At 73.1% G+C, this 25,332-nt stretch carries 20 protein-coding genes and 1 pseudogene; 12 read left to right on the top strand and 9 right to left on the bottom strand.

The window, feature by feature from the left end:
• Positions 1-100 precede the first annotated feature (100 nt).
• The 4 genes and pseudogenes from QSJ97_RS05430 to QSJ97_RS05420 all read left to right on the top strand — a co-directional run bounded on the left by QSJ97_RS05430 (position 101) and on the right by QSJ97_RS05420 (position 3,313).
• Positions 101-1,087: a zinc-dependent alcohol dehydrogenase gene (locus QSJ97_RS05430; protein WP_285670622.1), complete on the top strand. Its 987-nt coding sequence runs from the start codon at positions 101-103 to the stop codon at positions 1,085-1,087.
• An 18-nt stretch (positions 1,088-1,105) separates the two neighbouring features.
• A complete protein-coding gene (locus QSJ97_RS05425; protein WP_285670621.1) occupies positions 1,106-1,522 on the top strand; it encodes a 6-pyruvoyl trahydropterin synthase family protein in 417 nt (138 codons plus the stop codon).
• Positions 1,522-2,412, top strand: a pseudogene (locus tag QSJ97_RS24955) (glycosyltransferase family 4 protein); the annotation flags it as partial. The gene QSJ97_RS05425 and the pseudogene QSJ97_RS24955, both read left to right, overlap by 1 nt.
• Positions 2,413-2,542: 130 nt before the next feature.
• Entirely contained in the window at positions 2,543-3,313 is a 771-nt protein-coding gene (locus tag QSJ97_RS05420) for a class I SAM-dependent methyltransferase (protein ID WP_285670619.1), read from the top strand.
• 129 nt (positions 3,314-3,442) lie between these two features.
• Here QSJ97_RS05420 and aroB read toward each other — a convergent pair whose 3' ends face one another.
• Both aroB and QSJ97_RS05410 read right to left on the bottom strand, forming a co-directional pair.
• Positions 3,443-4,567, bottom strand: a complete 1,125-nt coding sequence (gene aroB / locus QSJ97_RS05415; protein ID WP_285670618.1) for a 3-dehydroquinate synthase — start codon at positions 4,565-4,567, stop codon at positions 3,443-3,445.
• 24 nt (positions 4,568-4,591) lie between these two features.
• Positions 4,592-5,215, bottom strand: a complete 624-nt coding sequence (locus QSJ97_RS05410; protein ID WP_285670616.1) for a shikimate kinase — start codon at positions 5,213-5,215, stop codon at positions 4,592-4,594.
• Positions 5,216-5,527: 312 nt separating this feature from the next.
• On the opposite strand from QSJ97_RS05410, the gene QSJ97_RS05405 reads away from it, so the two are divergent.
• The gene (locus QSJ97_RS05405) at positions 5,528-5,668 is read left to right on the top strand and encodes a hypothetical protein (protein WP_285670615.1); all 141 of its coding nucleotides are present in this window, start codon (positions 5,528-5,530) and stop codon (positions 5,666-5,668) included.
• Positions 5,669-5,687: 19 nt separating this feature from the next.
• Positions 5,688-6,608 (top strand): tyrosine recombinase, encoded by a 921-nt coding sequence (locus tag QSJ97_RS05400; RefSeq protein ID WP_285670614.1) that lies wholly within the window; start codon positions 5,688-5,690, stop codon positions 6,606-6,608.
• A 126-nt stretch (positions 6,609-6,734) separates the two neighbouring features.
• Here the strand turns inward: QSJ97_RS05400 and QSJ97_RS05395 are convergent, their stop codons facing one another.
• A complete protein-coding gene (locus QSJ97_RS05395) occupies positions 6,735-7,409 on the bottom strand; it encodes an SOS response-associated peptidase (RefSeq protein WP_285670613.1) in 675 nt (224 codons plus the stop codon).
• Between the two features lie 166 nt (positions 7,410-7,575).
• Here QSJ97_RS05395 and QSJ97_RS05390 point away from each other — a divergent pair, with 166 nt between their 5' ends.
• Positions 7,576-8,475 (top strand): DUF2927 domain-containing protein, encoded by a 900-nt coding sequence (locus QSJ97_RS05390; protein WP_285670611.1) that lies wholly within the window; start codon positions 7,576-7,578, stop codon positions 8,473-8,475.
• A gap of 169 nt (positions 8,476-8,644) precedes the next feature.
• On the opposite strand, the gene hslO is transcribed toward QSJ97_RS05390, so the two are convergent.
• Entirely contained in the window at positions 8,645-9,655 is a 1,011-nt protein-coding gene (gene hslO / locus QSJ97_RS05385; protein WP_285670609.1) for an Hsp33 family molecular chaperone HslO, read from the bottom strand.
• Between the two features lie 107 nt (positions 9,656-9,762).
• Between hslO and QSJ97_RS05380 the strand changes: the two genes are divergently transcribed.
• Positions 9,763-10,218, top strand: a complete 456-nt coding sequence (locus tag QSJ97_RS05380) for an NUDIX domain-containing protein (protein WP_285670607.1) — start codon at positions 9,763-9,765, stop codon at positions 10,216-10,218.
• Between the two features lie 1,765 nt (positions 10,219-11,983).
• Here QSJ97_RS05380 and QSJ97_RS05375 read toward each other — a convergent pair.
• From QSJ97_RS05375 to QSJ97_RS05355, 5 genes are all read right to left on the bottom strand, one after another.
• Positions 11,984-13,279, bottom strand: coding sequence for a glycosyltransferase family protein (locus QSJ97_RS05375; protein ID WP_285670605.1), 1,296 nt, complete (start codon positions 13,277-13,279; stop codon positions 11,984-11,986).
• On the bottom strand, positions 13,276-15,648 hold the full coding sequence (locus QSJ97_RS05370) for a glycosyltransferase (protein ID WP_285670603.1): 2,373 nt from the start codon (positions 15,646-15,648) through the stop codon (positions 13,276-13,278). Before QSJ97_RS05370 ends, QSJ97_RS05375 begins: the two co-directional genes overlap by 4 nt.
• Positions 15,648-16,949 carry a class I SAM-dependent methyltransferase gene (locus QSJ97_RS05365; protein WP_285670602.1) on the bottom strand — a complete coding sequence of 434 codons (1,302 nt, stop codon included), beginning with the start codon at positions 16,947-16,949 and terminating at the stop codon, positions 15,648-15,650. The genes QSJ97_RS05370 and QSJ97_RS05365 overlap by 1 nt, the downstream gene beginning before the upstream one ends.
• Positions 16,950-17,151: 202 nt before the next feature.
• Complete coding sequence (locus tag QSJ97_RS05360; RefSeq protein ID WP_285670601.1) at positions 17,152-18,852, bottom strand: hypothetical protein; 1,701 nt, start codon at positions 18,850-18,852, stop codon at positions 17,152-17,154.
• A 157-nt stretch (positions 18,853-19,009) separates the two neighbouring features.
• Positions 19,010-19,345, bottom strand: coding sequence for a helix-turn-helix domain-containing protein (locus QSJ97_RS05355; RefSeq protein WP_285670599.1), 336 nt, complete (start codon positions 19,343-19,345; stop codon positions 19,010-19,012).
• Between the two features lie 201 nt (positions 19,346-19,546).
• On the opposite strand from QSJ97_RS05355, the gene QSJ97_RS05350 reads away from it, so the two are divergent.
• The 4 genes from QSJ97_RS05350 to QSJ97_RS05335 all read left to right on the top strand — a co-directional run bounded on the left by QSJ97_RS05350 (position 19,547) and on the right by QSJ97_RS05335 (position 25,269).
• Positions 19,547-20,611, top strand: a complete 1,065-nt coding sequence (locus tag QSJ97_RS05350; protein WP_285670597.1) for a methyltransferase domain-containing protein — start codon at positions 19,547-19,549, stop codon at positions 20,609-20,611.
• Positions 20,612-20,888: 277 nt separating this feature from the next.
• Entirely contained in the window at positions 20,889-22,058 is a 1,170-nt protein-coding gene (locus QSJ97_RS05345) for a glycosyltransferase family 4 protein (RefSeq protein WP_285670671.1), read from the top strand.
• 129 nt (positions 22,059-22,187) lie between these two features.
• Positions 22,188-23,402: a glycosyltransferase gene (locus tag QSJ97_RS05340; protein WP_285670596.1), complete on the top strand. Its 1,215-nt coding sequence runs from the start codon at positions 22,188-22,190 to the stop codon at positions 23,400-23,402.
• A 79-nt stretch (positions 23,403-23,481) separates the two neighbouring features.
• Complete coding sequence (locus QSJ97_RS05335; RefSeq protein WP_285670595.1) at positions 23,482-25,269, top strand: ABC transporter ATP-binding protein; 1,788 nt, start codon at positions 23,482-23,484, stop codon at positions 25,267-25,269.
• Positions 25,270-25,332: the final 63 nt, after the last annotated feature.

The following is a 25,332-nucleotide window of genomic DNA, read 5'->3' as shown; positions in this document are numbered from 1 at the left end:
CAGCTCCTTTGCGGTGTCCGGCCGGCGCGTCAGGCTTGGCCCTGCACGCCGTTCCGGCGATATAGCTTGGCCGCGATGCAACGCAACGGGAGGTTCGGCGATGGCCGAGACGACGGACGCATTCTGGTATGTCGGCGATGGCCGGGGCGAGATCCGGCCCACCGCCCTGCCTCCCCTCGCGCCCGGCTGGGTCGAGGTGGAAACGACGCATTCGGCGCTCTCCCGCGGCACCGAGCGGCTGGTTGCCCAGGGCCGCGTGCCGGAGAGCGAGCGGGCACGGATGCGCGCCCCCTTTCAGGAGGGAGATTTTCCGCATCCGGTGAAATACGGCTATGCGGCGGTCGGCCGCGTGGTCGCCGGCGCGGGCCCGGAGGCGGCGGCGCTGATCGGCCGCGAGGTCTTCGCGCTGCATCCGCATCAGGCGCGCTTCCGGGTGCCTGCCGCAGCGGCCCTGCCGCTGCCCGAGGGGGTTCCGCCCGAGCGCGCGGTGCTCGCGGCCAATGCCGAGACGGCGCTCAACGCGATCTGGGATGCGGACATCGCGCCGGGATCGCGCGTCCTCGTGGTCGGCGCGGGGCTGCTCGGCTGCCTAGTGGCGGGGCTGCTGGCGCCCCGGAACGATCTCGAGGTGGTCATCGCGGACGTTATAGCCTCGCGCCGCAGCATTGCCGGTGAACTTAACGTGACCTTTCGGCAGGCGACGGAAACCGGCTCGGGCTACGTTGTGGCCATTCACACTTCCGCGAGCGCGGCCGGGCTGCAGACGGCGCTCGACGCACTGGATTTCGAGGGGCGCGTGGTGGAGCTGTCCTGGTACGGCGACCGGCCGGTGGAGGTAAGTCTCGGCGGCGCCTTCCATTCTCGCCGGCTGCGGCTGATCTCCTCGCAGGTCGGCCATGTCGCGCCGGCGCGGCGTGCCTCGACCTCGCGGCGCGACCGGCTGGCCTGCGCGCTCGCCGCGCTCGCCGCGCCGCGCTTCGACGCACTGGTGACCGAAACTGTCGCTTTCACATCGTTGCCCGAAAGGATAGATCGCTTGCTGGCACCGGATGCAGCGGGTATCGCGACTTGCATCAGGTATGATTGAACGAGCCTGGGAGAGCCCATGTACGCCGTCGAGGTCCGCGATCACATCATGATCGCCCATTCCCTGCCCGATCCGGTCTTCGGACCGGCGCAGGCGCTGCATGGCGCCACCTATGTCGTCGATGTCGCGTTCTTCCGGGAGACGCTGACCGAGGCCGGCATCGTGGTGGATATCGGCCGCGCGCACGAGGCGCTGAAGGCGACGCTGACACCGCTCAACTACGCCAATCTCGACACGCTGCCCGCGCTCGCCGGCAAGCTGACCACCACCGAGTTCCTGTGCCGGCACATCTTCGACGCCATCGCCGCCGCGGCCCGCGCCGGCGAGCTCGGTCCCGGCTCGGAGGAGATCGACCGCATCCGCGTCACGCTCAACGAGAGCCATGTCGCCCGCGCCTGGTTCGAGGGCGGGCTCGGCATGGCCGGCACCGACTGATGAGCGGCATGCCGCCGCGCGCGCTGCTGGCGGTGCCCGGCGCCCTCGCGACGCCGACCGGCGGCTATGGCTATGCCCGGCGGCTGCTGGCCGAGGCGCATGGTGCCGGGCTGATCCTGCGCCACTGGCCGCTGCCCGGCGGCTTTCCCGCGGCCCCGCCGGCGGTGCTCGCGGCCACCGCCGAGCGCCTCGCGATGCTGCCCGCGGGCTGGCCGGTGATCGTCGACGGGCTGGCGCTCGGCGCGCTGCCGGCGGAGATGCTGCCGGCAGCCACCCCGGTGATCGCGCTTTGCCACCATCCGCTCGGGCTCGAGAGCGGGCTCGACCCGGCCGCCGCAGCGCGCCTCGTCACCTCCGAGACCGCGGCGCTGGCCGCCTGCGCCCATGTGCTGACCACGAGCCATGCCACCGCCGCGATCCTCGCCGAGCGATTCGGCGTCGCGCCCGGGCGCATCACCGTCGCGCCGCCGGGCACCGATCCGGCGCCGCAGGCCGGCGGCAGCGGCGGACCGGGGGTCGCCCTGCTCGCGGTCGGCAGCCTGACGCCGCGCAAGGGACACGACGTGCTGATCGACGCGCTGGCCGGGCTCGCCGATCTCGACTGGCATCTCACGGTGGTCGGCCCGGCGCCGGACCCGGCGCTGGCCGCGGCGCTGGCCGGCCGGGCCGAGGCGGCGGGGCTCGCCGGCCGGATCCGTTTCGCGGGGCCGCTGGAGCCGGGCGCCCTGGCGGCGGCCTATGCCGCTGCCGATCTCTTCGTGCTGGCCTCGCGCTACGAGGGCTATGGCATGGCCTATGCGGAGGCGATGGCGCACGGGCTGCCGGTGGTCGGCTGCAGCGTCGGCGCTGTGGCCGAGGCGACCCGCGGCGCCGCCTGCCTGGTGCCGCCCGACGATGCGCCGGCGCTGGCCGCGGCGCTGCGCCCGCTGATCGCCGATCCGGCGGCGCGGCCGGCCTGCCCCGCTGGCCCGACACCGCGGCCATCATCGCCGGCGCCGTCGCCGGGGTCATGGCCGCCGCATGACGGGCTTTGCCGCCGACTGGCTGCGCCTGCGCGCCTCCGCCGACCGCCGTGCCCGCAACCGGCAGCTGGCCGCGGCGCTGCAGCGCCATTTCGCCGGGCATCGCGCGGTGACGGTGCTCGATCTCGGGGCCGGCAGCGGCAACAACATGGCGGCCACCGCGCCGCTGCTGCCGAAGAGCCAGCACTGGCGGCTGGTCGACAGCGACCCGGTGCTGCTGGCCGCCGCGCGGCCGGCGCCGGGGGTGGTGCAGACCACGCTGCGCGCCGATCTCGCCCGCGGCATCGGCCCGCTGCTGGTGCCGCGGCCGGATCTGGTGACCGCCTCGGCCTTCTTCGACATTGCCGGCGCCGCCTGGATCGACCGGCTGGTGGCCGATCTCGCCGGCGCCGGGCTGCCGCTCTACGCGGTGCTCAGCTATACCGGGCACGAGCGCTGGGACCCGCCCCATCCGGCCGATGAGGCCGCGCTCGCCGCCTTCCATGTCGACCAGCAGCGCGACAAGGGGCTCGGCCCGGCGCTCGGCCCGGCGGCGGCGGCGCATCTCGCGGCGGCGCTCCAGGCCGCCGGCTACCGCGTCGAGCAGGGCGCCAGCGACTGGCAGCTCGAGGCGACGCGGGATGCCGGCCTGATCGCCGCGCTCGCCCGCAGCAGCGCCGCGGCGGTGGCGCCGGCGCTCGGCCCGGCGGCGGCGGACTGGGGCACCGCACGCGAGCGGGCGTCGCGGGTGACGATCAGCCACACCGACATCCTCGCCCTGCCCGGCTGAGCCGCCCCGGCAGCCGGATGCGCCGGCCCGCCGCCTCCCATGGGTGGGCTCTCGAAACCGCGGCCAGAGGGCGGATGGTCGTCAGGGTGGGGGCGGCGGCGGGCCGGCCTCGCCGATCGGGCGCCGGCCTCAGCCGCGCTCGGCGAGCGCCTCGGCCAGCACCGCACGGATCGCCTCCATATCCGCCTCTCGGGTCAGGAATGCCTCGCCAATGTCGCGCGCGAGGATGAAGGCAAGCCGCCCCTGGCGGACCTTCTTGTCCTGCCCCATCAGCCGGATCAGCCCCTCGGCATCGGGAAGCTCGCCCGGGATGTCGGCAAGCCGGCGGACCATTCCCATATCGGCGAAATGCGCGGCGACGCGGCTCGGCGCCTCCTGCGGGCAGAGCCCCATCCGCGCCGAGGCGGCGAAGGCGAGCCCGGTGCCCACCGCCACCCCCTCGCCATGCAGGAGCCGCGCCGAATAGCCGGTCGCCGCCTCCAGCGCATGGCCGAAGGTATGGCCGAGATTGAGCAGCGCCCGTTCGCCGCGCTCGCGCTCGTCGCGGCCCACGATCGCCGCCTTCATCGCGCAGGAGCGCCGCACCGCCTCGGCCCGCAGCACCGCGTCGCCGTCGCGCAGGCCCGGCCCGTTGGCCTCGAGCCAGGCGAAGAACCCGGCATCGCCGAGCAGCCCGTATTTCGCCACCTCGGCATAGCCGGCCAGCAGCTCGCGCCCCGAAAGCGTCTCCAGCACCGAGATGTCGGCCAGCACCAGCCGCGGCTGGTGAAAGGCGCCGATCAGGTTCTTGCCCTGCGGCGCGTTCACACCGGTCTTGCCGCCGACCGAGCTGTCGACCTGGGCGAGCAGCGTCGTCGGGATCTGCACGAAATCGACGCCCCGGCGCAGCACCGCCGCGGCAAAGCCCGCCAGATCGCCGATCACCCCGCCGCCGAAGGCGATGATCAGGTCGTCGCGCTCGACCTCGAGCGCCAGCAGCCGCTCCACCAGCCAGGCGAGCTGGTGCATCGACTTGCTCGCCTCCCCGGCCGGCAGCACCACCGCATGCGCCTCGATCCCGGCAGCCCCGAGCCCGGCCTCCAGCGCCGGCAGATGCAGCGCCGCCACGGTCGCGTCGGTCACGATCACGGTGCGCGGGCGCGGCAGCAGCGGACCGATCAGCGCCCCCGCCTCGGCCAGCAGCCCCGGCCCGATCTCGATCCGGTAGCTCCGATCGCCGAGACCCACCTCGACCGTCACCCGCTCCGCGCCCATGCGCTCCCTCCCGCCTGTTCCGCCTCAGCCCGCCGGCGCCAGCACCGGGCCGCCGGGGCCCTCATGGGCCTCCAGCGCCGCGATGATCCGCCGGGCCATCGCCTCATGGCTCTGATCGCGCAGGCTGTCCACGTGGCAGTCGGCCTCGGCATAGACCGGGTAGCGCTCTTCGACCAGCCGGCCGAGGATCTCGCGCGGGTTGCCCCGGTTGAGCAGCGGCCGGTGCGTGCGCCCGGCGGTGCGCGAGACCAGCGTGTCGAGATCGGCGCGCAGCCAGACCGAGACCGCCCGCCCGGCGATGGTGGCCCGCGTCTCGGCATTCATGAAGGCGCCGCCGCCGGTGGCCAGCACCAGCGGACGGTCCTCGAGCAGCCGCTGGATCACCTTGCGCTCGCCGGCGCGGAAATCCGCCTCGCCGTAGCGCTCGAAGATCTCGGCGATGGTCATGCCGGCGGCGCGCTCGACCTCGTTGTCGCTGTCGCAGAACGGCGCGCCCAGAAAATCGGCGAGCCGCTGGCCGACCGAGCTCTTGCCGGCCCCCATCAGCCCGATCAGCACCACCGGGCGCAGCAGCCGGCCGGTGCCCGCCTCTGCCGGCCCTGTCGCGGCCGGTGGCCCGGGGGCGTCCCGCTCGCCTGTCTCGCCCATGCCCGATGGCCTCCCCTTCCGCCCTGCCGGCGTGTCGTTGTCGCTCCCCCGCGCATAGCGCGCGCCCCGCGCGCTGGCCAGCCCTTCGCCGCAGGCCCGCGGGCCGCCGGCGCAGCGCTGTCGTCATTGCCCCGGGGCGGGGTAACGCGATAGGCTGCCGCGCGAGCAGAACCGGGTCAACCCGGACGGCGATCTCGCGCGGCGAGGGGCGAGCGACGGAGAGCAGGTGCCGGCCCGCACGGGCCGGCCGCAGGGCGAGCGGGGCCGGCGCGATCGCGGCGGCCGGGCGGACCAGCAGGCAGAGGACCCGCAATGGGACGACTACTGAAATACGTGCTTTGGGTTGTGATCCTCGGGCTGATCGCCCTCGTCGCCTATGCCGCGCTCTGGGAGCTGCCGGCGCCGGTCGAGGAGATCACCGTGCCGCTGCCGCTGCCCGCGGGCTCCGGCTGAGCCGGCCGGGGATGCGGGGGTGAGCGCAGCCTGGATCGAGGCCTTTCTCGAGGCGCTCGCCGCCGAGCGCGGAGCCCGGGCCAACACGCTCGCCGCCTATGGCCGTGACCTCACCGATTTCCGCGCCCATCTCACCCTGCGCGGCAGCGATCTCGCAGAGGCCGACCGCGACGCGATCGAGGGCTACCTGGCCGGGCTCGAGGCGGCGGGGCTCGCCCCCAGCACCCGCGCGCGCCGGCTCGCCTCGATCCGCGGGCTCTACCGCTTCGCCTGGTCCGAGGGCTGGCGCGCCGACAATCCCGCCGCGCGGATCCGCAGCCGCCGCCCGCCCCGCCCGGTTCCCGGCGTGCTCGACGAGGCGGCGGTGATGCGCCTGCTCGAGGCCGCCCGATGCCCGGCCGGCAGCGCCGCGGCGCAGCTCCGCGCGCTGCGCCTGCGCTGCATCGTCGAGCTGCTCTACGCCACCGGCCTGCGGGTGAGCGAGCTGGTCTCGCTGCCGCTGGCGGCGACGGCGGGCGACCCGCGGATGCTGCTGGTGCGCGGCAAGGGCGGGCGCGACCGCATGGTGCCGCTCGGCGCCGAGGCGCGGGCCGCGCTGGCGGAATGGCGGGCGGTGCGCCTCGCCGGGGGCGCCTCCCCCGGCCCCTGGCTCTTCCCGGCCAATGGCGGCAGGGGCCACTTCTCCCGCATCGCGGTCTGGCAGCAGCTCAAGCGGCTCGCGGCACAGGCCGGGATCGACCCGGCCGAGGTCACGCCCCACGGCCTGCGCCACGCTTTCGCCACCCACATGCTCGCCAATGGCGCGGATCTGCGCAGCATCCAGGCGCTGCTCGGCCATGCCGATCTCTCGACGACCGAGATCTATACCCATGTGCTCGACGCCCGGCTGAAGGCGCTGGTCTTCGAGCATCACCCGCTGGCGGCCCCGGGCACCGGCTGAGCTGCGGCGGACAGAGGCGCCCGCGTGGCCCGCGCGGGTGGGGGGCGGGCGGGCGCCACCCGGCGCGGCGGCGCAGGGGTGGGCGGGGCACGGGCCGCGCGGGCGCCGGCGGTCGCGCGCATGCCGTCAGAGATCGAGCCCCGCGCGCTCGATCTGCTCCGGCCCGTTCTCCGAGACCCGGCCGACCCGCGGATCAACCTGCCAGAGCCGCACCCGGTCATCTGGCGGCGGCCGCATCAGCGCGTCGCCGCCTTCGCCGCACGAGAGCCAGGCCTCCCAGTCCGTCTCGGCCAGGATCACCGGGCTGCGCGGATGCAGATGCGCCGTCGCCGGCCCCGCCGCGCAGGTCAGGATGGTGACGGAGGTCAGCCGCTCTCCCGCAATCTCGGCCTCGGCCCAGAGCCCGGCAAAGGCGATGCCGGGGGCGTTCCGCTCCAGCGTCACGAACCAGGGCTGCCTTGCCCCCTTGCGTCCGGTCCATTCGTAGTAGCCGAGCGCCGGCACGAGGCAGCGCGCGCGTTTCCAGGCATCGCGGAACATCGGCTTGGCATGGGCCTCCTCGGAGCGCGCATTGAAGGTGCTGGCGCGCAGCTCGGCGAGCGGCTTCGACCACCAGCGCGGCACCAGCCCCCAGCGCGCCAGCCGCTGCTGCCGCGGCGCCGCCGCGCCGGTGACGATGGCCACGGCCTGCGTCGGCGCGACATTCCAGTTCGCCGCCGGCCAGGGGCCCTCCTCCGCGGTGGCGAGCCACTCCGCCCAGGCCGCCCCCTCCGGCACCCCCACCGCAAATCTGCCGCACATCGCGCCTCTCCGTTCCTGCCGTGCCCCATCCCGCCCCCGGGGCGGCACGCTGTCAATCGTCGTCGACCCCGGCGCCTGTGGGCGCGGCGCATCGGCCGGCCGCGCAGGGCGCCCCGCGCGGCCCTGCCGTATTGATCTCGCGGCAAAACTCGGGCTCACTTTTCCCATGATCCGCCCTGCCGCCCTGCTGCTGTCCTGTCTGGCGCTCGCCGGCTGCGCCGGCCCCGACCGGCCCGGCCCGACCGCCGTGGAGACCGTCTGCATCTCCGTCGGGCTCTGCTCGGCGCCCGACATGGTGGCCGACTTCGCGCGCTGGGACGCCGATCTGCGCGCCGCCGGCAAGCTCCGCGCCGAGCGCGCGCCGATCGATGCGCCCTATACCCGCGAGGACCTCGCGCACAACTTCGCCAAGATCGGCTTCGGCTCGGAATTCGAGATCGTCGATGGCGGCTATTCGCCGCTCGACAGCAATGCCGAGGCGCCGCTCACCCGCTGGGGCGGGCCGATCCGCTATGCCCCCTTCGGCGATTTCGACGCTGCCGACACCGCCGCGATCGACGGGTTCGCGGAGCGCCTCGCCGATGTCACGCGGCTCGATATCGGCCCGGCCGGGCGCGAGCCCAACCTGCTCGTCTTCTTCCTCGATGCGCGGGGCCGCCGGCAGGTCTCGGAGCTCTTCGCCGAGGAGCCGGACTATCGCCCCCTCGCCGATCTCTTCGAGGCCTGGGCGGCGGATCCGAAATGGCCCTGCGCGGCGGAGTTCTACTACCACGCGCCGACCAGCGACCGGGCGCACGAGATCTATTTCGCCGTCGTCTACATCCGCACCGAGGTGACCGGGATCTCGCGGCGCTCCTGCATCGAGGAGGAGATCGCGCAGACGCTGGGCCTGGCGCGCGACGACCCGAGCCTGCGGCCCTCGATCTTCAACGACGACGAGGAATTCGCGCTGATGACCGAGCATGACGCGGCGCTGCTCAGGCTGCTCTACGACCCGCGGCTCGAGCCGGGCATGACCGCGGCCGAGGCGATGCCGATCGTGCACCGCATCCTCGGCGCGGAGTGAGGGCGGCGGCCCGCGCCCGCGCTCCCCGTGCCCCGCCCACCCCCGAGCCGTCGTTCCCGGCCGCACCCTGCCGCCCCCCATCCGCGCGGGGAGCGCGGGCGCTCCGATCCGGCGGGCGGCGCGCGGCCCGGCTGCCCGCGGCACCCGCAGGCGGCGCGCCCTCCGCCGTTCAGCCGCCGCCGCGCCGAGCCTCCGCCTCGAAGCCGAGCTCGCCCGGGTCGAACCGGTAGTGCGCCGAGCAGAACTGGCAATCCGCCGTCACCGCACCGCTCGCATCGGTCATGCTCGCGATGTCCTTGTCGGAATACATCGCCATCGCCGCCCGGACGCGCTCGGCCGAGCAGGTGCAGCCGAAGCGCACCGCCTGCGGCGCGAAGACCCGCGCGCGTTCCTCGTGGAACAGCCGCGTGAGCACCTGCACCGGCGTCACATGCGGGCCGATCATCTCGTGCTCCTCGACGGTGGCGGCGAGGATGTTGACCCGCGCCCAGTCGTCCTCGCGGCTGCCCATGGCGGCGACATCGTCGGCGGTCATCAGCCCCTCCTCGCCGGTGGGCGCATCCGGCGCCTGCCCGGGCGCCGCCTCGGGCAGCAGCTGCAGCATCAGCCCGGCGCCGCGCCAGCCGACCGAGCCGCCCGGCGCCTGCGCCGCCGCCGAGAGCACGAGAAAGCGCGTCGCGAGCTGCTCGGACTGGGCGAAATAGGTCTCCGCCGCCTCGGTGAGCGTGCCCCCGGTGAGCGGCGTGATGCCCTGATAGGGCGCCATGTCGCGGCCCTGGTCGATGGTCACGCCCAGCACCCCGCCGCCGAGCAGGTCGCCCGGCGTGCTGCCGGCAGCGGCCAGCTCCGCGGCATCGAAGCGGGCATAGGCGCGCATCCGGCCGGGCGCGCCCTCGGCCTCCGGCGCGAAATAGTCGGTCGCGATCAGCCGCACCGGCCCCTCGGCCCGGACCTGCAGCGAGAAGCGCCAGCGCAGCTTGATCGCCTGCCCGATCAGCCCGGTCAGCAGCGCCGCCTCGGCCACCAGCGCCGAGACCGCCGGCGGATAGGCATGCTGGGTCAGGATGGTCTGCAGCGTGCGGTCGAGCCGCAGGAAGCGGCCGCGGATCTGCGGGCGCTCGAGCTGGAACGGGATCAGGCTGTCATCGCCCCGGGGGGCCTCGGCGACGGGATCGGTCATGGCACCTCGCTTTCTCGCCCGGGCTGGGCCACCGCGCCCTTACGCGATTCCGCCGGTGCCATGCAAACGGGTTTGCATGCGCGGCCCGTCCATGGCACGGAGCGGCCATGCGGCGGATCGGCGAGCAGGTGCGGAACGGGGTGCGCTACCGCGACCGGCAGGGGGCCTACGGGCTGATCCTGCGGCGGGGGCGGCTGCTCTGCGTCTGGCAGGCGGGCGAGCTGCAGCTGCCCGGCGGCGGCATCGATCCGGGCGAGAGCCCGATCGCCGCGCTGCACCGCGAGGTGATCGAGGAGACCGGCTGGCGCATCGCCGGGCCCGATGGCGGGCTGCCGCGCCGGGTCGCGGCCTTCCAGCGCTATGTCTGGCTCTGGGACTACGAGTACTGGGCACGCAAGGTGCAGGCGATCTATCTCGCCCGCGCGGTCGCACGGCTGGGGCCGCCGCGCGAGCCGGGCCACACCCCGGTCTGGCTCGCGCCGGAAGAGGCCGCCGGCACGCTGCACATCAAGGGCGACCGGATGGCCGTCGCCGCCGCCGCGCGCGCCGGGCTGCTGCGCTGAGCGCCCAGGCCCCGTGGCGTCTTTCCCTTCCGATCCTGCACCTGTCAGGCCCGGTTCGTCCCGGCCCGCGGCAGCGCCGCCCTCCCGGCCGTCTAGCTCGCCCTGCGCCGGCATTCGCTAGCCGGCGCAGCATCGGGAACACCGCGCGATCCGGGGCGGCGGCCCATTGCAGCGGCGCCTTAGGTTGCGCGAGCATTGCCTCGATGGGATTGGCTGCGGAGCGGCGGGACGTGCAGCCGCGCGCCAGCGGCCTAGGTGACATCGCGGACGCCCCGGCCCTTGTGGCGCGCAAGGTTATCCAAGATCACCACCTCACCGGGCCAGAGCGTCGGCGCAAAGACGTGCCCGGCATGGACGCAGCCGGGCCGTCATGGGCTGACGCCCCGCCCCAGCGCATCAGTGTCGCGATCCCGTGCGTCCGGCTGCCACCGCCACAGAGCCGACGGCGCCGTGCGCATCCGGTGCCTTGGAGCGGGTCCGGCGTGCCGTTCGATCATCGCGGCAACGGATCTGGTGGCTGATGGATCGGTCGTCTCCGACCTCCTTCGCAGATTGCTCGGGAGACGGCGACCCTAGCCCTGACGATCTACTGCGGGTCCATGCCCGTGCCTCGCCGCAGGGACCTTCGGGGTCCGATGATGCGGAGCCGTAGCGCTCCCGCCAAGGCGAGGCGGCCCCACCGTCCGCGAACACTCCGACCGAGCAGATGCGCCGCGAAAGCTCGCGCATGTTCCGCTCCACCGGGTTCCTGGCGCGCAGTCTGATTTGGTGAGCAACCCGGAAGATGTGTGGCGCTGGCTCTCGGCCGTAAGGGCATCGACGGGCTCCGCCGTGCGACGGAAATGTTGGCGGCCAAACTCCCCCGGTCATGCCCCTCGACGGCCACCCCGCTTGCACCACCAACTCGGCCGGAATGTCCGACACCCCGCCAGAGGCCAGCCGGCGCCTTCAAGGCTGCGCAAGCGATCTGGCTGGCACGGAGTGGCCGCTGATCGGCCCCTTTTTGCCGGCTCTGGGGCAGAGTGCCGACCGGACTGAATCGACCTTTATGGGGGATGAACGCGCTCCCCCACATGGGCTCCATCGACCGCCCGGCGCCGCTTCAACGACCGGTATCCTGTCCCCCAATCCCGCAAACACGCGGGGCATGAGGCGAGCCCTGCGAGCTGCGGCCCGCGCGGCGTCGCGGGCGACATGATGGTGATGGGGGCAGGCGCCGCATCGCGGCCGCCTCCCTCGGGGTGATGGTGGAGCCAGCCATGCATCGAACCGACATCTTTGATCGTGATGGGGCGGCGGACTTGCAGGCATCGCGCCGCCAGGCATTTCCCGGCCACGCCACGACATGGGAGATGATGGCCATGCCCGGCCCGAACTCGAGGCGGAATCACGCGTGGCCTCTGGCGGTTCTCGGCCCGCCAGAGGCTTGGAAAGATCCGGAGCCCCCGCAGCGATATTAATCGGCGGCCCGGATCGCCTCTCCAGCCGGCGCCTTGCTGCCCTCGGAGAGCTTCTGGCCTGGCCCCTGGGCAGCCCGAAAGACGCCACCGACCGGGACGGGCTGCGAACGGGCCTCAACGGTGCCGGCCTCACCGTACTGACCCGGCCTGCGACTGGCTTCTCGGTCATGGCTGGCGGGTGCCATCGGGGCCCTACCGGCTCGGTGCGTTGGCCGGCCGTTCACGCGGCGCGCGGCGCCGCGGGCGGGCGGGAGCGAGCCGGCATCGGGAACGGGCCATGCCCGACGCCCACGTTCCGCGCGCGTTCAGCCGGTCTCGAGCAGGCGGGCGAGCCGGTCGGTGGCCAGCCGCGTGCGCGCGGTGTCGCCCAGCAGCCGTCCGGCGCGGGCGGCAAGGAGCGCGTCGCGCGCGTCCCGCTCGTAGCGCGCCGCGGCCTCGAGCAGCCCCTCGGCATAGCGTTCGGGCGTGTGGCGGGCGATGAGCCGCGCCCGGCCCGCCGCCCCGACCGCCGCGCCGCGGGCGCGATCGGCGTCGATCTCCGCGACGAGCGCCGACAGCGCCGCCACCTCGCCCTCGATGGGGATGCGCAAGACGCTCTCCGCCGGCAGGTCGCGATACCAGCCGGTATCGCTCACCGCCGCCGCCGCCGAGGCCGCCCAGATCCGCAGCTGCGAGCCCGAGGCCTCGCCCATCGTCGGGTAGCGCAGGTTGAACACCAGATGCGCCGCCGCCAGCGCCGCGTCGAGCTCGGCCTCCGCCGCGAAGCCGCGAAGCTCCACCCGGTCGGCCAGCCGCAACTCGGCGATCTTGCCGCGGACATGCGCCTCGTCCCAGAGCGTGCCGAAAACCTCGAGCCGGAAATCCACCCGGTCGCGCAGGCTGGCCAGCGCCTCGAGTACCTGGTCGAGCCGGCGATTCGGGGCGAGGTAGCCGAACTGCACGAGCCGGAGCGGGCCGTCCGCCGCGCGCGCCGCCGGCCGCTCGGCCCCCGGCGCGAAGGGCAGGTCGAGCCCGTAGGCCGGCACCAGGCCGCTGCGCGCGATCGCCGCCTCGCCGGCCGGGGTGTGGCTGAGCGCCGCCACCGCCTTCGGCAGCGCGATCTCGAAGAGCGGGAATCGCACCGCCGCCTCGTGCGGGCGCAGCCGGTCGGCCAGCACCTCCTCTGCTGCCCGCGCCCCGGCCTCGCCGTGGCGACGCGCCATCTCGGCGCGGTAGAGCCCGGGGGACAGATGGCCATGCTCGATCATGCCGCGCAGCAGGTCCTGGATCGCGATGTCGTGCAGCATCACGATGCCGGGCACCCGGCGCGCGAGCAGCAGCGGCCCGGTGTGGAACAGCCAGGAATTGCCGATCTGGAAGACCGGGATCTCCGGCCCGTCGACCGGCGGCAGCCCGTCCAGCGGCATCGGGAAATCGGTATGCGGGTCGTAGCGGCGCACCGTCGCATGGGCCTCGAGGGCGGGGTCCCAGTCCTCGGCATCGGTCCAGAGCACCACCTCGGCACGGGCGGCCAGCGCCGGCAGGATGCGGGCGGTGTAATGCGCGATATCGGTCCGCGCCGGCGGCAGCGGGCCGACCCAGTGGAACCGCGGCCGGCTCATGCCGCCGGGTTCGGAGCGGCGCCGGCGAGGCGCAGGAAGGCGTCCTCCGGGCAGGCAAGGGTGACCGTGTTGGCGCGCCCGGCCCCGGCAAAGCGCCCGGCGCCGCCCTGGAACAGCCCGGCCGTCAGCCAGCCCGGCGCGCCGCTGCCGGCGAGATCGAGCGCGAGCCGCGCGGCCGCGCCCGGCGCGGCTCCCGGCAGCGCGAGCTGCGCGCCCTGATGCACCAGCCGGTGCCGCGCATCGGCCCAGTCGAGACAGAGGCTGACCGCCCCCTGCCCGTCGGCCGGCCAGGCGCTGCGGGCGTGGTTCTCGGCGCGAAGCGTCACGCTGGAGCCCGCCCGGCTCTCCGCCACCAGCCGCCCGGTGAGCGCGCGCGGATCGCCGTGATAGACCGCCGCCGGCACCGGGCCCGGGCTGCCCGCCTTGCGGCCGAGCCAGAAGATCGTCTCGCCGCGCAGATGCAGATCGCCGCGGGGCCCGAGCAGCGCCGCCGCCTCCGGCTCGACCCGGCGGTCATAGACATCCGCCGTGGTCAGCCGCACGGTCTCGAAGCCCGCCGCCTCGCCGAGCGCCGCGACCTCGCGCGGCACGTATTCCCGGTTGTGCCGGCCATGCACCCCGCCGACCGGCACGAAGAGGCCGAAGCTCTGCGGCGCCTCGCCGCGCAGCGCCTTCAATGCGTTGCGGTGGCTCGCGATGTTGGGCGTGGTGACGAGGACATGCCCGCCCGGGCGCAGCACCCGCGCCGCCTCCTCGAGGAAGAACAGCGGGTCGATGGCGAGATGCTCGAGGATCTCCATGGCAAGCACCAGGTCGCGGCTCGCGCTCTCCACCGGCAGGGCGTCGCGCTCGACATCCGCCGGATGCAGGCGGATCGTGAGGTCGCGCCCCGGCTCGGCCCTGGCCCGCACCTGCTGGGCATGGGGGCGGGGGTCGGACCAGATGCCGTCGATCTCCGCCTCGGGGAGCGCCGCCGCCAGCAGCCCCTGAAAGAGGAAGGGCGGCACGATGCCGATATCGAGCACGGCGCGGGGCGAGAGCCCCTCGAGCAATGCGAGGGTCGAGCAGTAGCGCTGCCAGTGGCTCTGGAAATAGGGCCGGTGCAGCGGCTCATGCGCCGCCCATTCGCCGGGATAGGTGCCGAAGTCATAGGCTTCGAGCAGCGCATCGAGGCTGGCGAAGGGCAGATGCTCCGGCATCGGCGGCGCGACGGCGGCGGCGATCGCGCCCGTCTCCGCCCGGTCATCGACGCTGCGGGTCTCACCAGAGGGGGGCACGGCGAGCGACGCGGGCTCGGCGCCCTCCTCCGGCTCGGCGGGATGCGGCAGGGGCTCGCCGGTCAGCGTCTCGACCACAGCGTCCCAGCCGATGCGCTTGTCGTGATAGGCGGCGCGGGCGGCGGAGCCCATGGCCTCGGCATCGGCCTCCATGGCGCGGCAGAACGCTGCCCCCAGCGCCGCCGGCTCCGGCGCCACCACCCAGCCCTCCTGGCCGTCGCGGATGAACTCGAGCGGCCCGCCCGAATCATGCGCCGTGACCACCGGCTTGCCCGAGAGCATCGCCTCGAGCGTGATGTAGCCGTAATCCTCGTCGATCGGCACGAAGACCACCGCCCGGCACTCGGCATAGAGCCGGATCATCTCGGCATCGCTCACCGCGCCGAGCACCTCGCAGCGGTCCTCGACCCCGAGATCGCGGGCGAGCTGGCGCAGCTCGTCGTCATAGCCCGGCGCATCCGGCGGTCCGGCCAGCTTGAGCCGCACCCCCGGCGCATGCGGCAGCGCCTCGATCATCAGCCGCTGGCGCTTGTTCGGCCCGAGCCGCGAGGGCGCGTAGAGATAGTCTCCGAAGCCGCCCTGGCGCAGCCGCCTGGCATTCGGCGGCGGATGGTAGAGCGGCGTCGAGCCGATCCCGAGATAGCGCTGCAGCCGGTCCGCCACGTTGCGGCTGTTGGCATAGACCCGTGCCCCCGGCGCGCCGATCGCCGCCCGGTCCTCGGCGCGGATCAGCTCGCGCACCGCGGCGCCGTCCGGGTCGCGCTGCAGCTCGGAGGTGCCGGCCTCCCAGATGTCATAGGCCTGGCGGTGCTGGTGCAGGATCCAGAACACCCGGTTCGGATGGCGCGCCAGATAGGCGGGGAACTTCAGCCCGACCATCATGTCCACCGGATAGCCGAGATCGGCAAGGTCGATCAGCTTGGCGGCCAGCACATGATCGACCAGCGCGCTGCCGGGATACCACTTGTAGGGGATCGAGATCTCCACCGCCTCGTGCCCGCGCGCCTTCAGCGCCGCCACGAGATTGGCCGAGTGCCGCTCGGCGCCGCCGATGATGAACGGCGCCTGGGTCGTCACCACGCCGACGCGCATCAGCCGAGTCCCGGCTTGGTGGCGATGGCGGCGAGGTCCTGCGGGCCGAACAGCAGCTCCGCCAGGTAGGGATCGGCGCGGTTGTCTCGGGTGAAGCTGTCGAGCGTCTCGGAGGGATGCAGCGGGCGCATCTCCACCGGGTGGAAGCCGACGCTGTCGAGCAGCACCGAGAGCAGCTCCGAAGGCAGCGGCTTGTTGTGCGTCGGGTCGATGTTGAAGGTGCGCGCGCCGACGATCAGGTTGTGGCAGTTCGGCGTCTCGTAGATCAGCACGCCGCCGGGCGCCAGCGCGCGCAGCGCCTCGCGGGTCATCCAGGTCACGCTCTCGAAGGGCAGGTGCTCGATCAGGTGATGCGCCGTGATCGCGGAGAAGCTGTCGTCCGGCGCCTCGGCCAGCGCCTTCAGCGCATCGCCGACCTCGACATCGAGCCCCGCCGCCCTGGCCTCGGCGATCTGCACCGGGTTGAGGTCGATGCCGCGGCCCGGATGCCCGGCCTCGCGCACCACCTCGAGCCATTCGCCGCGGCCGCAGCCGAGATCGAGCACCGGCTTGCCGCCGGTCGCCTCGGCGGCGCGGGCGAGATCCGGCAGATAGACCGTGAGGCGGCGTCGGATCTCCTCGCGCGAACCGCGATAGCGGTCCTCGAGCCGGCCGTAGAAGGCATCGAGCAGCGCCTCGAGCCCCTCGCGCGGCGGCCTCGCCTCGGCCGGGGGCGTGTCCCCGGCCGCCTCAGAGGCGCCGCGGAAGCGCATCAGGTCGATCCGCCGGGTCAGCTCGGCATAGGCGCGCCCGGCCTGGGCGATCTCGGCAGTGGCGCGCGTCGCCTCGCGCACCGCCCGCTCGGTGCCGGGGCGGATATGCGCGGACATCTCGCCCTCGAGATCGTCGAGCCGGCGCGAATTGGTCTCCTTGGCGTCGCGGAACGCCTCCTCGAGCCGATAGAAATAGCGCTCATAGGCGGCGAGCCGGCCCGACAGGCTCTCCAGCGCCGCGAGATGCGGCTCGGCCGACTGCATCCACTGCTCGAAGCTGTCCATCCGGCCCTGCAGCGCGTCGAGCTGGCGCTCCACCGCATCGAGCCGCGTGCCGTTCTGGGTGCCGGAGACGCCGTCGCGCAGCGCCCGCGTCTCGCCCTCGACCCGGCGCACCATGTCGCCGATCTCGTAGAGATCCTGGGTCAGCCCGTCGATGCGCGGCTCGATCACCGAGATGCTGTGCGCCGTGGCCTTGGTGGTGCGCGCCAGCCGCCCGAGCTTGAAGAAGGCGGAGAAGTAGCGCTCGAGCCGCTTGAAGGGGTTCAACCGTTTGGCCTCCGGGCTGGGTTGGGGCGCCGGGCCGGAACGGGCCTGCGGCGAGGATGCGCCGCCACCCGCGCCCGCAGACGGGGCGCCGGCGGCGAGCCGGGTCGCCATGTCGGGGCGCTGCACTCGGAGCACCGCTTTGTCATCGCTGGGCATGCAGGCTGCGCGGTCCGGACGGGGCTTGGTGCGGCGGCGCGACGGCTCAGACGAAGCCGTCGAAATCCGCCGCGTGGCTGTAGAAGGTCAGCTTGGTGTTGTCCTCGAGATAGATGTACTCGGCATGCAGGTTCTGCGAGCCGAAATTCACGCTGCCGCGCTCGTAGAGCGAGCCGTCGAAGAAGGTGGTGTCGTGCCCGCTGGCCAGCAGGCCCTCGATCAGGTCGTCGAGATCCTCGGCGCCGGCGACCGACTTGCCGTCGGCCGTGAAGATGCCGGTGTCGCCCACCGCCTCCATGAACTCGAAGACCAGCGCCTTGGCCTCGTCGACCGAGACCACCCGGTCGCTGTCGAGCGGCTCGGGCCGCGCCAGACCGCCGCCCGCATACTGGCCGGGCATGACGCCGTGGCCGCCGGCATGGGCGCCGTCGCCGCCGCTGACGGCATCGTCGGTTCCCTGCAGGGGCGTATCGAGGTCATCGACCACCACCCCGTCGATCGCATCGGCAAGCGCCAGATCGGTGTCGCCCGAGATCTGCTCCAGCAGCGCCGCCTCGAAGCGGGCGAAGACCGGCTCGGTCAGCAGCACCACCTCGATCTCGACCACCCGCTCGCCCATGGCATAGGCGAGGCTCTCGAGAAACTGGACACCGGGCAGCTCGGCAAAGAGCTGGAACAGCTCGCCCCCGATGCTGTCGGAGAGCGAGCCCTCCGCGGTGCCGCCGTCGCCGGCCTCGGCGATACGGGTCTCGTCGGCCAGCGTGGAGAAGAGATCGAAGGCCGCCGAGGGCATGATCGCCGCGAGCATCGAGCCCGCCGCCTCCGACATCTCGGCAAGCCCCGTCAGCATCGCGTCGATCTCGAGATCCGCCGCCTCGCTGAGCGCCATGGCTCGCGCGCTCGCATCCTCGGCCTCGGCCTCGGCCTGCTCGGCGCCGCTCAGCGCCGCGAGATCCGCATGCAGGCGCGATTGCTGGTCGTCCTCCGCGGCGGGGTCGGTCTCGGCATCGGCGACGGCGACGACCGGGGTCTCCTCCTCCGCCCTGCGATTCTCGAGCGCCAGCAGCGTCTCGTCATCCTCGAGGAACTGGCCCGTCTGCTCGGCATGGGCGAGATCCTGCGCGATCGCGATCACCGCGAGCGCCATGCCCGCCGGAATCGCCGCCAGCGCCGGGTTCACATAGCCCTGGCCCTGCTGGTTGCCGCCGCTCTCGGAGGAATGGGCGAACTCCGCCACCTGCTGCGCCAGCGCCTTCAGCTTGATCGCGAAGGGATTCGCCGCGGTGACCGGGGCGTCCGGATCGTCGGCATCCACCGCGTCGGCCTCGAACAGCGGCACCTCGGTCGTCGCCTGCGCATAGAGCAGCACGGTGATGAAGAGGCTCGCGAGCAGCGAGGCGGGATGCATGTAGACGCGGCCCTTGCGATCGGACAGCGGCATCGGCAGCGACACGTCCTCGAAGAAGCGCTCGGCGCAGCGCTGGAAGCTGGCACCCTCGATCGGCCGCGGCAGCGTGGTGCTGTCGAACATGAAGCGGCCGTCGATGCAGGCGACATGGATGATCACGTCGCCGGTGATCGCCGAACAGAAGACGCACCAGGGCTCGCCCTCGTCGGAAAGCCCGTGCTCGACATCCACCGCGAAGCCGGCATCCTCGAGGATGCGCTCGATGCGGGCAAACTGGGCCCGCTCCTCGTTGGTCCAACCATGCCGAGCCTGGAACAGCGAAACGAGCGATGCGGTCATCCGGGCCCCCTATGGTCTAGCCTGTATGTCGTCGGCCTTCAGGTCTCTCGTCGTCACGCCCCGGGCCGCAAGGCCCCGGCCGCCACGTCGCGTCCGCCGGTCCGTCCCCTCGGCCGCCATGCGGGGCCCGGGGCCTGCCGACACGACGTTCCGACCCTCAGGACAGGATCTCGAACCGCTCCGCCTGATTAGCGTATTCGCCGTCCTTGCCAAACAGGATTTCGAAGGTCACCGGGTCATAGAAGCGCATAATGTTGAAGACAAGAGTCCAAACGGGCACACCCAGCGCCTCGGCCCACTGGTTGTAGCGGTCCGGCGGGATGCGGCCACGGCCGTTCTCCAGCTGGGAGATGAAGGTGTAGTACTCCGCGCCCACCGCCGTGGCGAGCTCGCGCTGCGACAGGTTGCGCTTGTTGCGAAGCGCCTTGAGCCACTGGCCGCCGGCCCGACGCAGCGCCTGGACATCGGCTTCGCTGGTCTTCTGGTTGTGCATGTACATGTGTTTCGGCCCGCATCCCCGGGAATCGTACAAAAAGGGTGTCGGACTCACGCTACACGAATTTGCGCCGGTGTAAAGTTCACTGTATCAAGTTTCCGAGAGAGCGCCGCGGCGGCGATCGCTGCCGCGCGCGATTGAGCTTGGCCCGGCGAAGGGCTAGAGGTCCGCTGACTGTCAGCGGCGAAGGAGACACCGATGTTGGCGCAAGAGGCGATCCTGTCGGAGCGGGAGGTGCGCGATGCCTTCCGCCTGATCCTCGGGCGGGAGCCCGAGACCCCCGAGGTGCTCGCCTTCCATCAGCGCTACGAGAGCGAGGCGGCGCTGCGCCGCACGCTGCTGAAGAGCCGCGAGTTCGCCACCCAGTTCGCCCAGCTCGCCGCCGAGGACCTGACCCGCCGGGTCGTCGCCGCGCCGGAGACGCCCTCGGACGAGGACCACGCCAAGCATCCGGACGAGCGCCCCGGCACCGTGCCGCTGATGCTGGCCCGCGGCATCCTGCCCGAGATGGGGCCGGTGGAGACCCGCGCCGAGGGGCCGCAGGCCAGCCAGCTCTGGGCCCGCGTCGAGGAGAGCTGGCGCGCCATGGGCGAGACCGCGGCGCACTGGTCGGTGCTGACCCATGATCTCTTCCGGCCCGAGAGCCTCGAGGAGAACCGCGCCGCCTTCGAGGCCACGGCGGAGGTCGAGGGGGTGCTGGTGGATGCCGCGCTCGAGCGCGTCGGCAACCCCGCCCCGGACGGCATGCGCGCGGTGGAGATCGGCTGCGGCGTCGGCCGCGCCACGCGGGCGCTGGCGCGGCGCTTCGCCCATGTCACCGGGCTCGACATCTCCGCCACGCATCTCGCGGTGGCCGAGCGCGAGCTCGCCGCCGCCGGAATCGACAACGTCACGCTGCGCCGGGTTGCGGCGGTGGAGGACTATGCCGGGCTGGAGGACTACGACTTCGCCTTCTCGCGGCTGGTGCTGCAGCACAACCCGCCGCCGGTGCAATGCGCGATCCTGGCGCAGATCTTCGGCGGGCTGGCCACCGGCGGCCTCGCGCTCTTCCAGGTGGTGACCTATGCCCGGCACTACCGCTACGGCTTCGCCGAGGATCTCAAGACCGGCTCCGGCGCGATGGAGATGCATGCGCTGCCGCAGCCCGAGGTGTTCCGCCTGATGTCGGAGTGCGGCATGGCGCCGCTCGAAGTGCAGGAGGACTTCGCCGCCGGGCGCGACGGGCCGTTCCGCTCGCATCTCTTCCTGGGCCGCAAGGAATGAGCTCTCCGCCCCGGAGACCGCGCAACCGCGCCGCGCCGCGACGGCACGCACCAGGGCGCACCGGCGGCAGCCGGGCGGTTGACAGCGGGGCCGGGGCGGCCTCAACTGCTTCCGCACCGCCGCAGCGATGCATCGGGCAGGGCGAGACAATGAACATGCCGCCGCACGCGCACCCAGCCGCCGAGCCTGGCTCGCCGCACCCCGCCGCTGCGCCGGGCGTGCGCGGCGTGGCCCCGAGCCCGGTCCGGGCCCCGGCGCGAAGGGCGGCCGCGTGCTGATGGCGCGCCCCGATGCCGCCGCAGCGCCCGACACGGCCGGCCCGCCCGCCGCGGAGGCGGAACGCCCGCGGATCGCGCTCGTCGCGCCGCGAAACATGCGCTTCTCCCCCACCGCCGCGACCTCGATCGACCTGCACATCCACGAGACCGCCCGCTGGAGCGGGTTCCGCGCAAACATCACCGTCTTCGCCGAGGAGGTGGAGGCGCCCTTCACCGATGTCCGCACGCGGTTCTGGCCGCAGGGCCGCTCCAAGGGCCATCTCGAGCGGCTGCTCGAAGCGGAGAAGCCGGACCTGATCGTCGCGCATCAGCACCTGCCCACCGCGGCGCGCCTCGCCGCGCGGTTCCGCCAGGTGCCGGTGGCACTGGTGCGGCACAACTTCCAGAACCCGCCGCGCAACTTCGTCTCGGGCTGGTGGAAGCGGCGGGTCTTCAACCGCCTCTCGGCGATCGCCTTCGTCTCCCAGCGCTGCCGCGAGAGCTTCGAGGCGCACTGGCCCGGGCTGAAGCCGCCGGTCTGGGTGACGCCGAACGGCGTCGACAGCCGGCTCTGGTCGCCGGCACCGGAGAAATCGCCGATCCTGCTCTTCGCCGGGCGGCTGGCGCCGGAGAAGGGCGTGCTGGAGGCGGCGCTCGGCATCGAGGCCGTGCTGGCCGAGCGGCCGGACTGGCGCGCGGTGTTCATCATCGCCTCCTCGCCGGACCATGCCGACTATGCCGCCGAGGTGCACCGGGTGCTGGCCCGCGCCGGCGACCGGGTCGAGATCGTCGAGGATGCCCGCCACGAGCAGGTCCGCCGCTGGATGGCGCAGGCGGCGATCGCGGTGGCGCCGACGCAGGGCGAGGAGAGCTTCGGCCGCGTCGCGGTGGAGGCGATGGCGAGCGGCGCGGCGGTGGTGGCCTCCCGTGCAAGCGGCTTCATCGAGGTGGTGGGCGATGCCGGCATCCTGCTCGAGGCGCCGCAGGCCGAGGCGATCCACACCGCATTGCGCGCGCTGATCGACGACCCGGCGCGGCGCGAGGCGCTCTCGGCGGCGGGGCGCGCGCGGGTGGCCGAACGCTACGACCTCGCCCGCTCGGTGGTGGCCTTCGACCGCATGGCCGAGGCGCTGCTGGTGGCCTCCGGCGCCCTGCCCGCGCCGCCGCCCGGCACCGCGCCGGAGGATTGAGGCCGGCGCTGCGGCGCCTGCGCCACACTGCGGCACATGCCCCACATGCCGGCGGCAGGCCCTTGCGCGGCGGGGGCTTTCGCCGTAAGGCCCCCTCACGCACTGCGCCGCATTGAACGGACCGAGCGCTTGACCGAACCGACCGACGATCCCGAGCGCATCTTCCGCCGCTGGCCCCGTGTCCGCGCCCGGTGGACGCTCACACAGCTCTGGCGCCGCGTGCGCATGCCCGCCCGTCGCCGCCGCTGGCTGCGCGAGAACACCCAGCGTCTCGCGCCCTATGCCAAGCCGGCCGCGCCCACCGGCACCGGCCCGGCGCTGGCGCTCGGCGACTTCTCGGGCTGCAGCGGGCTCAGCCGCGCCGCGCTCTACGAGCTCGACCGGCTGCGGCATGACTATCCCGATCTCACCACCCTCGACCTCGCCGCGGTGAAGCGCGGCGGGCCGAAGCCGCTGGCGGTCGACGGGCCGGAGATCGGCACGCTGATCCTGCTCTCGCCGCCGGACAGCTACGCCACGCTGCTCTCGGCGGTGCCGCCGGCGCGCATCGCGCGGGCCCGGCGCATCGGCCTCTGGGTCTGGGAGACGCCGATCTTCCCGGCGGACTGGCGCTTCGGCCTCGACATCGTGCACGAGATTTGGACGCCGTCCGAATACAGCCGCCGCGCCATCGCCGATGCGGCGGGCGACATCCCGGTGCTGCTGCGCCCCCATGCGGTGACCGCGCCCACCAGGGTGCAGCCCTTCGACCGCGCCGCCTACGACGTGCCGGAGGACGCCTTCCTCGGCGTCGCGATCATGGATCTCTGCTCCTGCCCGGCGCGCAAGAACCCCTGGGCCCATGTCGCGGCCTGGCAGGCCGCCTTCGGCGACGATCCCAGCCGCGTGCTGCTGATGAAGGTGCGCGTCTCCAAGCGCACCCGCTGCGTGCGGGCCGAGCTCGACGAGATGGTCGCCGGCGCGCCCAACATCCGCGTCTTCGAGAAGGAGATGGAGCCTGCCGAGATCGCCGGGCTGCAGGCGGCGGCGGATGTCTATCTCTCGCTGCACCGCGCCGAGGGCTACGGGCTGAACATCCGCGAATGCCTCGAGGCCGGGGCCGAGGTGCTGGCCACCGATTTCTCGGCCAATGCCGAATACGGGCCGGCCTATCCCAACTATCACCCCCTGCCCTACCGGCTGACGCCTTATCGCGACTGGACCGGACACTACCCGGACGGCGAGTTCGAATGGGCCGAGGTGCGCATCGACGCGGCCGCCGAGGCGCTGCGCGAGCGCGCCGCGGCCTGGGCGGCGGCCGAGCGCGCCGCCCCCGCCACGCCGCCGGCCGCCCGGCACGCCTGAGATGGGCGTGGAGCCGCCCGAACCGCCACGCCCGCCCGAGCCGCCGCAGCCGCCCGGGCCTGCCGCCGGCGCCGGAGCGGTGCCAGGTGGTCAGCCGGATGGCCAGCCGGGCGAGAAGCCGAAACCCGATCTCGAGCGGCAGAAGCGGGTGCTGACCCGGCTCTTCCTCGAGAACGGGCTGCAGCACTGGAAGGGCTATGGCGTCGCCCTCGCCTTCATGAGCGTGGTGGCGGGCATGACCGGGCTCTCGGCCTGGATCATGCAGGACGTGATCAACGACATCTTCATCGACCGCAAGCCCGACATGGTCTGGAAGATCGCCGGCGCGGTGGCCGGGATCTTCATCATCAAGGGCATCGCCAGCTATGTGCAGCAGGTGATCCTCAGCCGCATCGGCAACCGCATCGTGGCGGAGATCCAGATGCGGCTCTTCGACCATGTGCAGCGCCACCGGATCGACTTCTACGAGAAGATGAACACCGGCCAGCTCGCCATGCGCTTCAGCCAGAACGCGCGCTCGGCGCGGGAGGCGCTGAACCTCGTCATCACCTCGATGGGGCGGGACATGTTCTCGCTGGTGGCGCTCTGCATCGTGATGATCGTGCAGGACCCGCTGCTCGCCGGCATCGCGCTGCTGGTCGGCCCGCCGGTGGCCTATGGCGAATGGATCCTGGTGCGCAAGGTCAAGGCGGTGGCGCGGGCCGAGCTGCTCTCGATCGCCAGGATCATCACCACGATCCAGCAGACCGCGCAGGGCGCCCGGGTGGTCAAGGCCTTCGGGCTCGAGCCGGTGATGCGCGCCGAGATGGACGCCGCGGTGCAGGACGTGCGCCAGCGCGCCGACCGCATCGCCCAGGTCGGCGCGGCAACCAACCCGCTGATGGAGAGCTTCGGCGGGCTGGCGATCGCCGGGGTGATCCTCTATGGCGGCTGGCGGGTGATCTATGGCGGCGGCGACCCGGGCGCCTTCTTCTCCTTCATCACCGCGCTGCTGATGGCCTATGACCCGGCCAAGCGGCTGGCCCGGCTCAACATCCAGCTCCAGGCCAGCCTCGTCGGCGTCGAGATGCTCTATGCCCTGCTCGACCGCAAGCCGGCGATCGAGGAGGCCGAGGACGCGGTGCCGCTGAAGGTCGGCGCCGGGCGGGTGCGGCTGCGCAACATCCGCTTCCGTTACGGGCGCAAGGCGCCGGCGCTCGACGGGCTCGAGCTGATCGCCGAGGGCGGAAAGGTCACCGCGTTGGTCGGACCGTCGGGGGCCGGCAAGTCCACCGTCTTCGCGCTGATCGAGCGGTTCTACGACCCCGACCACGGCAACGTGCTGATCGACGGGCAGAACCTGCGCGGGGTGACCTTCGAGAGCCTGCGCCGCAACATCGCCTATGTCGCGCAGGACGCCTTCCTGTTCGAGGGCACGGTGGCGGAGAACATCCGCATGGGCCGGCTCGACGCCACCGAGGAGGAGATCCGTGCGGCGGCGAAGGCGGCCAATGCGCATGCCTTCATCATGGCGATGCCGCGAGGCTACGAGACCGAGCTCGGCGAGAACGGCGCGACCCTCTCGGGCGGCGAGCGCCAGCGCATCGCGATCGCCCGGGCGATGCTGCGCGGCGCGCCGATCCTGCTGCTCGACGAGCCGACCTCGGCGCTCGATGCCGAGGCCGAGGCCGCCGTCGGCGAGGCGCTGGCGCGGCTGATGAAGGGGCGCACCACCATCGTCATCGCGCACCGGCTGGCCACCGTGCGCCATGCCGACATGATCCACGTGATCGAGGGTGGCAAGGTGGTCGAGAGCGGCAGCCATGGCGAGCTGCGCGAGGCCGGCGGGCTCTACAGCCGGCTCTACGACCTGCAGTTCCGCGACTGACGCAGGCCGCTTGAGCCGGCTGTCGCGCAGGTCTAGGCTCATGGAAAACCATACCCATGGGAG

Origin of the sequence: Paralimibaculum aggregatum (assembly GCF_030270585.1) — a bacterium.
Lineage (GTDB): Bacteria > Pseudomonadota > Alphaproteobacteria > Rhodobacterales > Rhodobacteraceae > Thermohalobaculum > Thermohalobaculum aggregatum.
Note: the sequence above shows the minus strand (reverse complement) of the source record. Positions and strands in the feature narration are given on the sequence as shown.

Bases quoted from the DNA above. Each gene is read 5' to 3' on its own strand.
- QSJ97_RS05430 (WP_285670622.1), top strand. From the start codon at position 101: ATGGCCGAGACGACGGACGCATTCTGGTATGTCGGCGATGGCCGGGGC.
- QSJ97_RS05425 (WP_285670621.1), top strand. From the start codon at position 1,106: ATGTACGCCGTCGAGGTCCGCGATCACATCATGATCGCCCATTCCCTG.
- QSJ97_RS05420 (WP_285670619.1), top strand. From the start codon at position 2,543: ATGACGGGCTTTGCCGCCGACTGGCTGCGCCTGCGCGCCTCCGCCGAC.
- aroB (WP_285670618.1), bottom strand. From the start codon at position 4,567: ATGGGCGCGGAGCGGGTGACGGTCGAGGTGGGTCTCGGCGATCGGAGC.
- QSJ97_RS05410 (WP_285670616.1), bottom strand. From the start codon at position 5,215: ATGGGCGAGACAGGCGAGCGGGACGCCCCCGGGCCACCGGCCGCGACA.
- QSJ97_RS05405 (WP_285670615.1), top strand. From the start codon at position 5,528: ATGGGACGACTACTGAAATACGTGCTTTGGGTTGTGATCCTCGGGCTG.
- QSJ97_RS05395 (WP_285670613.1), bottom strand. From the start codon at position 7,409: ATGTGCGGCAGATTTGCGGTGGGGGTGCCGGAGGGGGCGGCCTGGGCG.
- QSJ97_RS05390 (WP_285670611.1), top strand. From the start codon at position 7,576: ATGATCCGCCCTGCCGCCCTGCTGCTGTCCTGTCTGGCGCTCGCCGGC.
- hslO (WP_285670609.1), bottom strand. From the start codon at position 9,655: ATGACCGATCCCGTCGCCGAGGCCCCCCGGGGCGATGACAGCCTGATC.
- QSJ97_RS05380 (WP_285670607.1), top strand. From the start codon at position 9,763: ATGCGGCGGATCGGCGAGCAGGTGCGGAACGGGGTGCGCTACCGCGAC.
- QSJ97_RS05375 (WP_285670605.1), bottom strand. From the start codon at position 13,279: ATGAGCCGGCCGCGGTTCCACTGGGTCGGCCCGCTGCCGCCGGCGCGG.
- QSJ97_RS05370 (WP_285670603.1), bottom strand. From the start codon at position 15,648: ATGCGCGTCGGCGTGGTGACGACCCAGGCGCCGTTCATCATCGGCGGC.
- QSJ97_RS05360 (WP_285670601.1), bottom strand. From the start codon at position 18,852: ATGACCGCATCGCTCGTTTCGCTGTTCCAGGCTCGGCATGGTTGGACC.
- QSJ97_RS05355 (WP_285670599.1), bottom strand. From the start codon at position 19,345: ATGCACAACCAGAAGACCAGCGAAGCCGATGTCCAGGCGCTGCGTCGG.
- QSJ97_RS05350 (WP_285670597.1), top strand. From the start codon at position 19,547: ATGTTGGCGCAAGAGGCGATCCTGTCGGAGCGGGAGGTGCGCGATGCC.
- QSJ97_RS05345 (WP_285670671.1), top strand. From the start codon at position 20,889: ATGGCGCGCCCCGATGCCGCCGCAGCGCCCGACACGGCCGGCCCGCCC.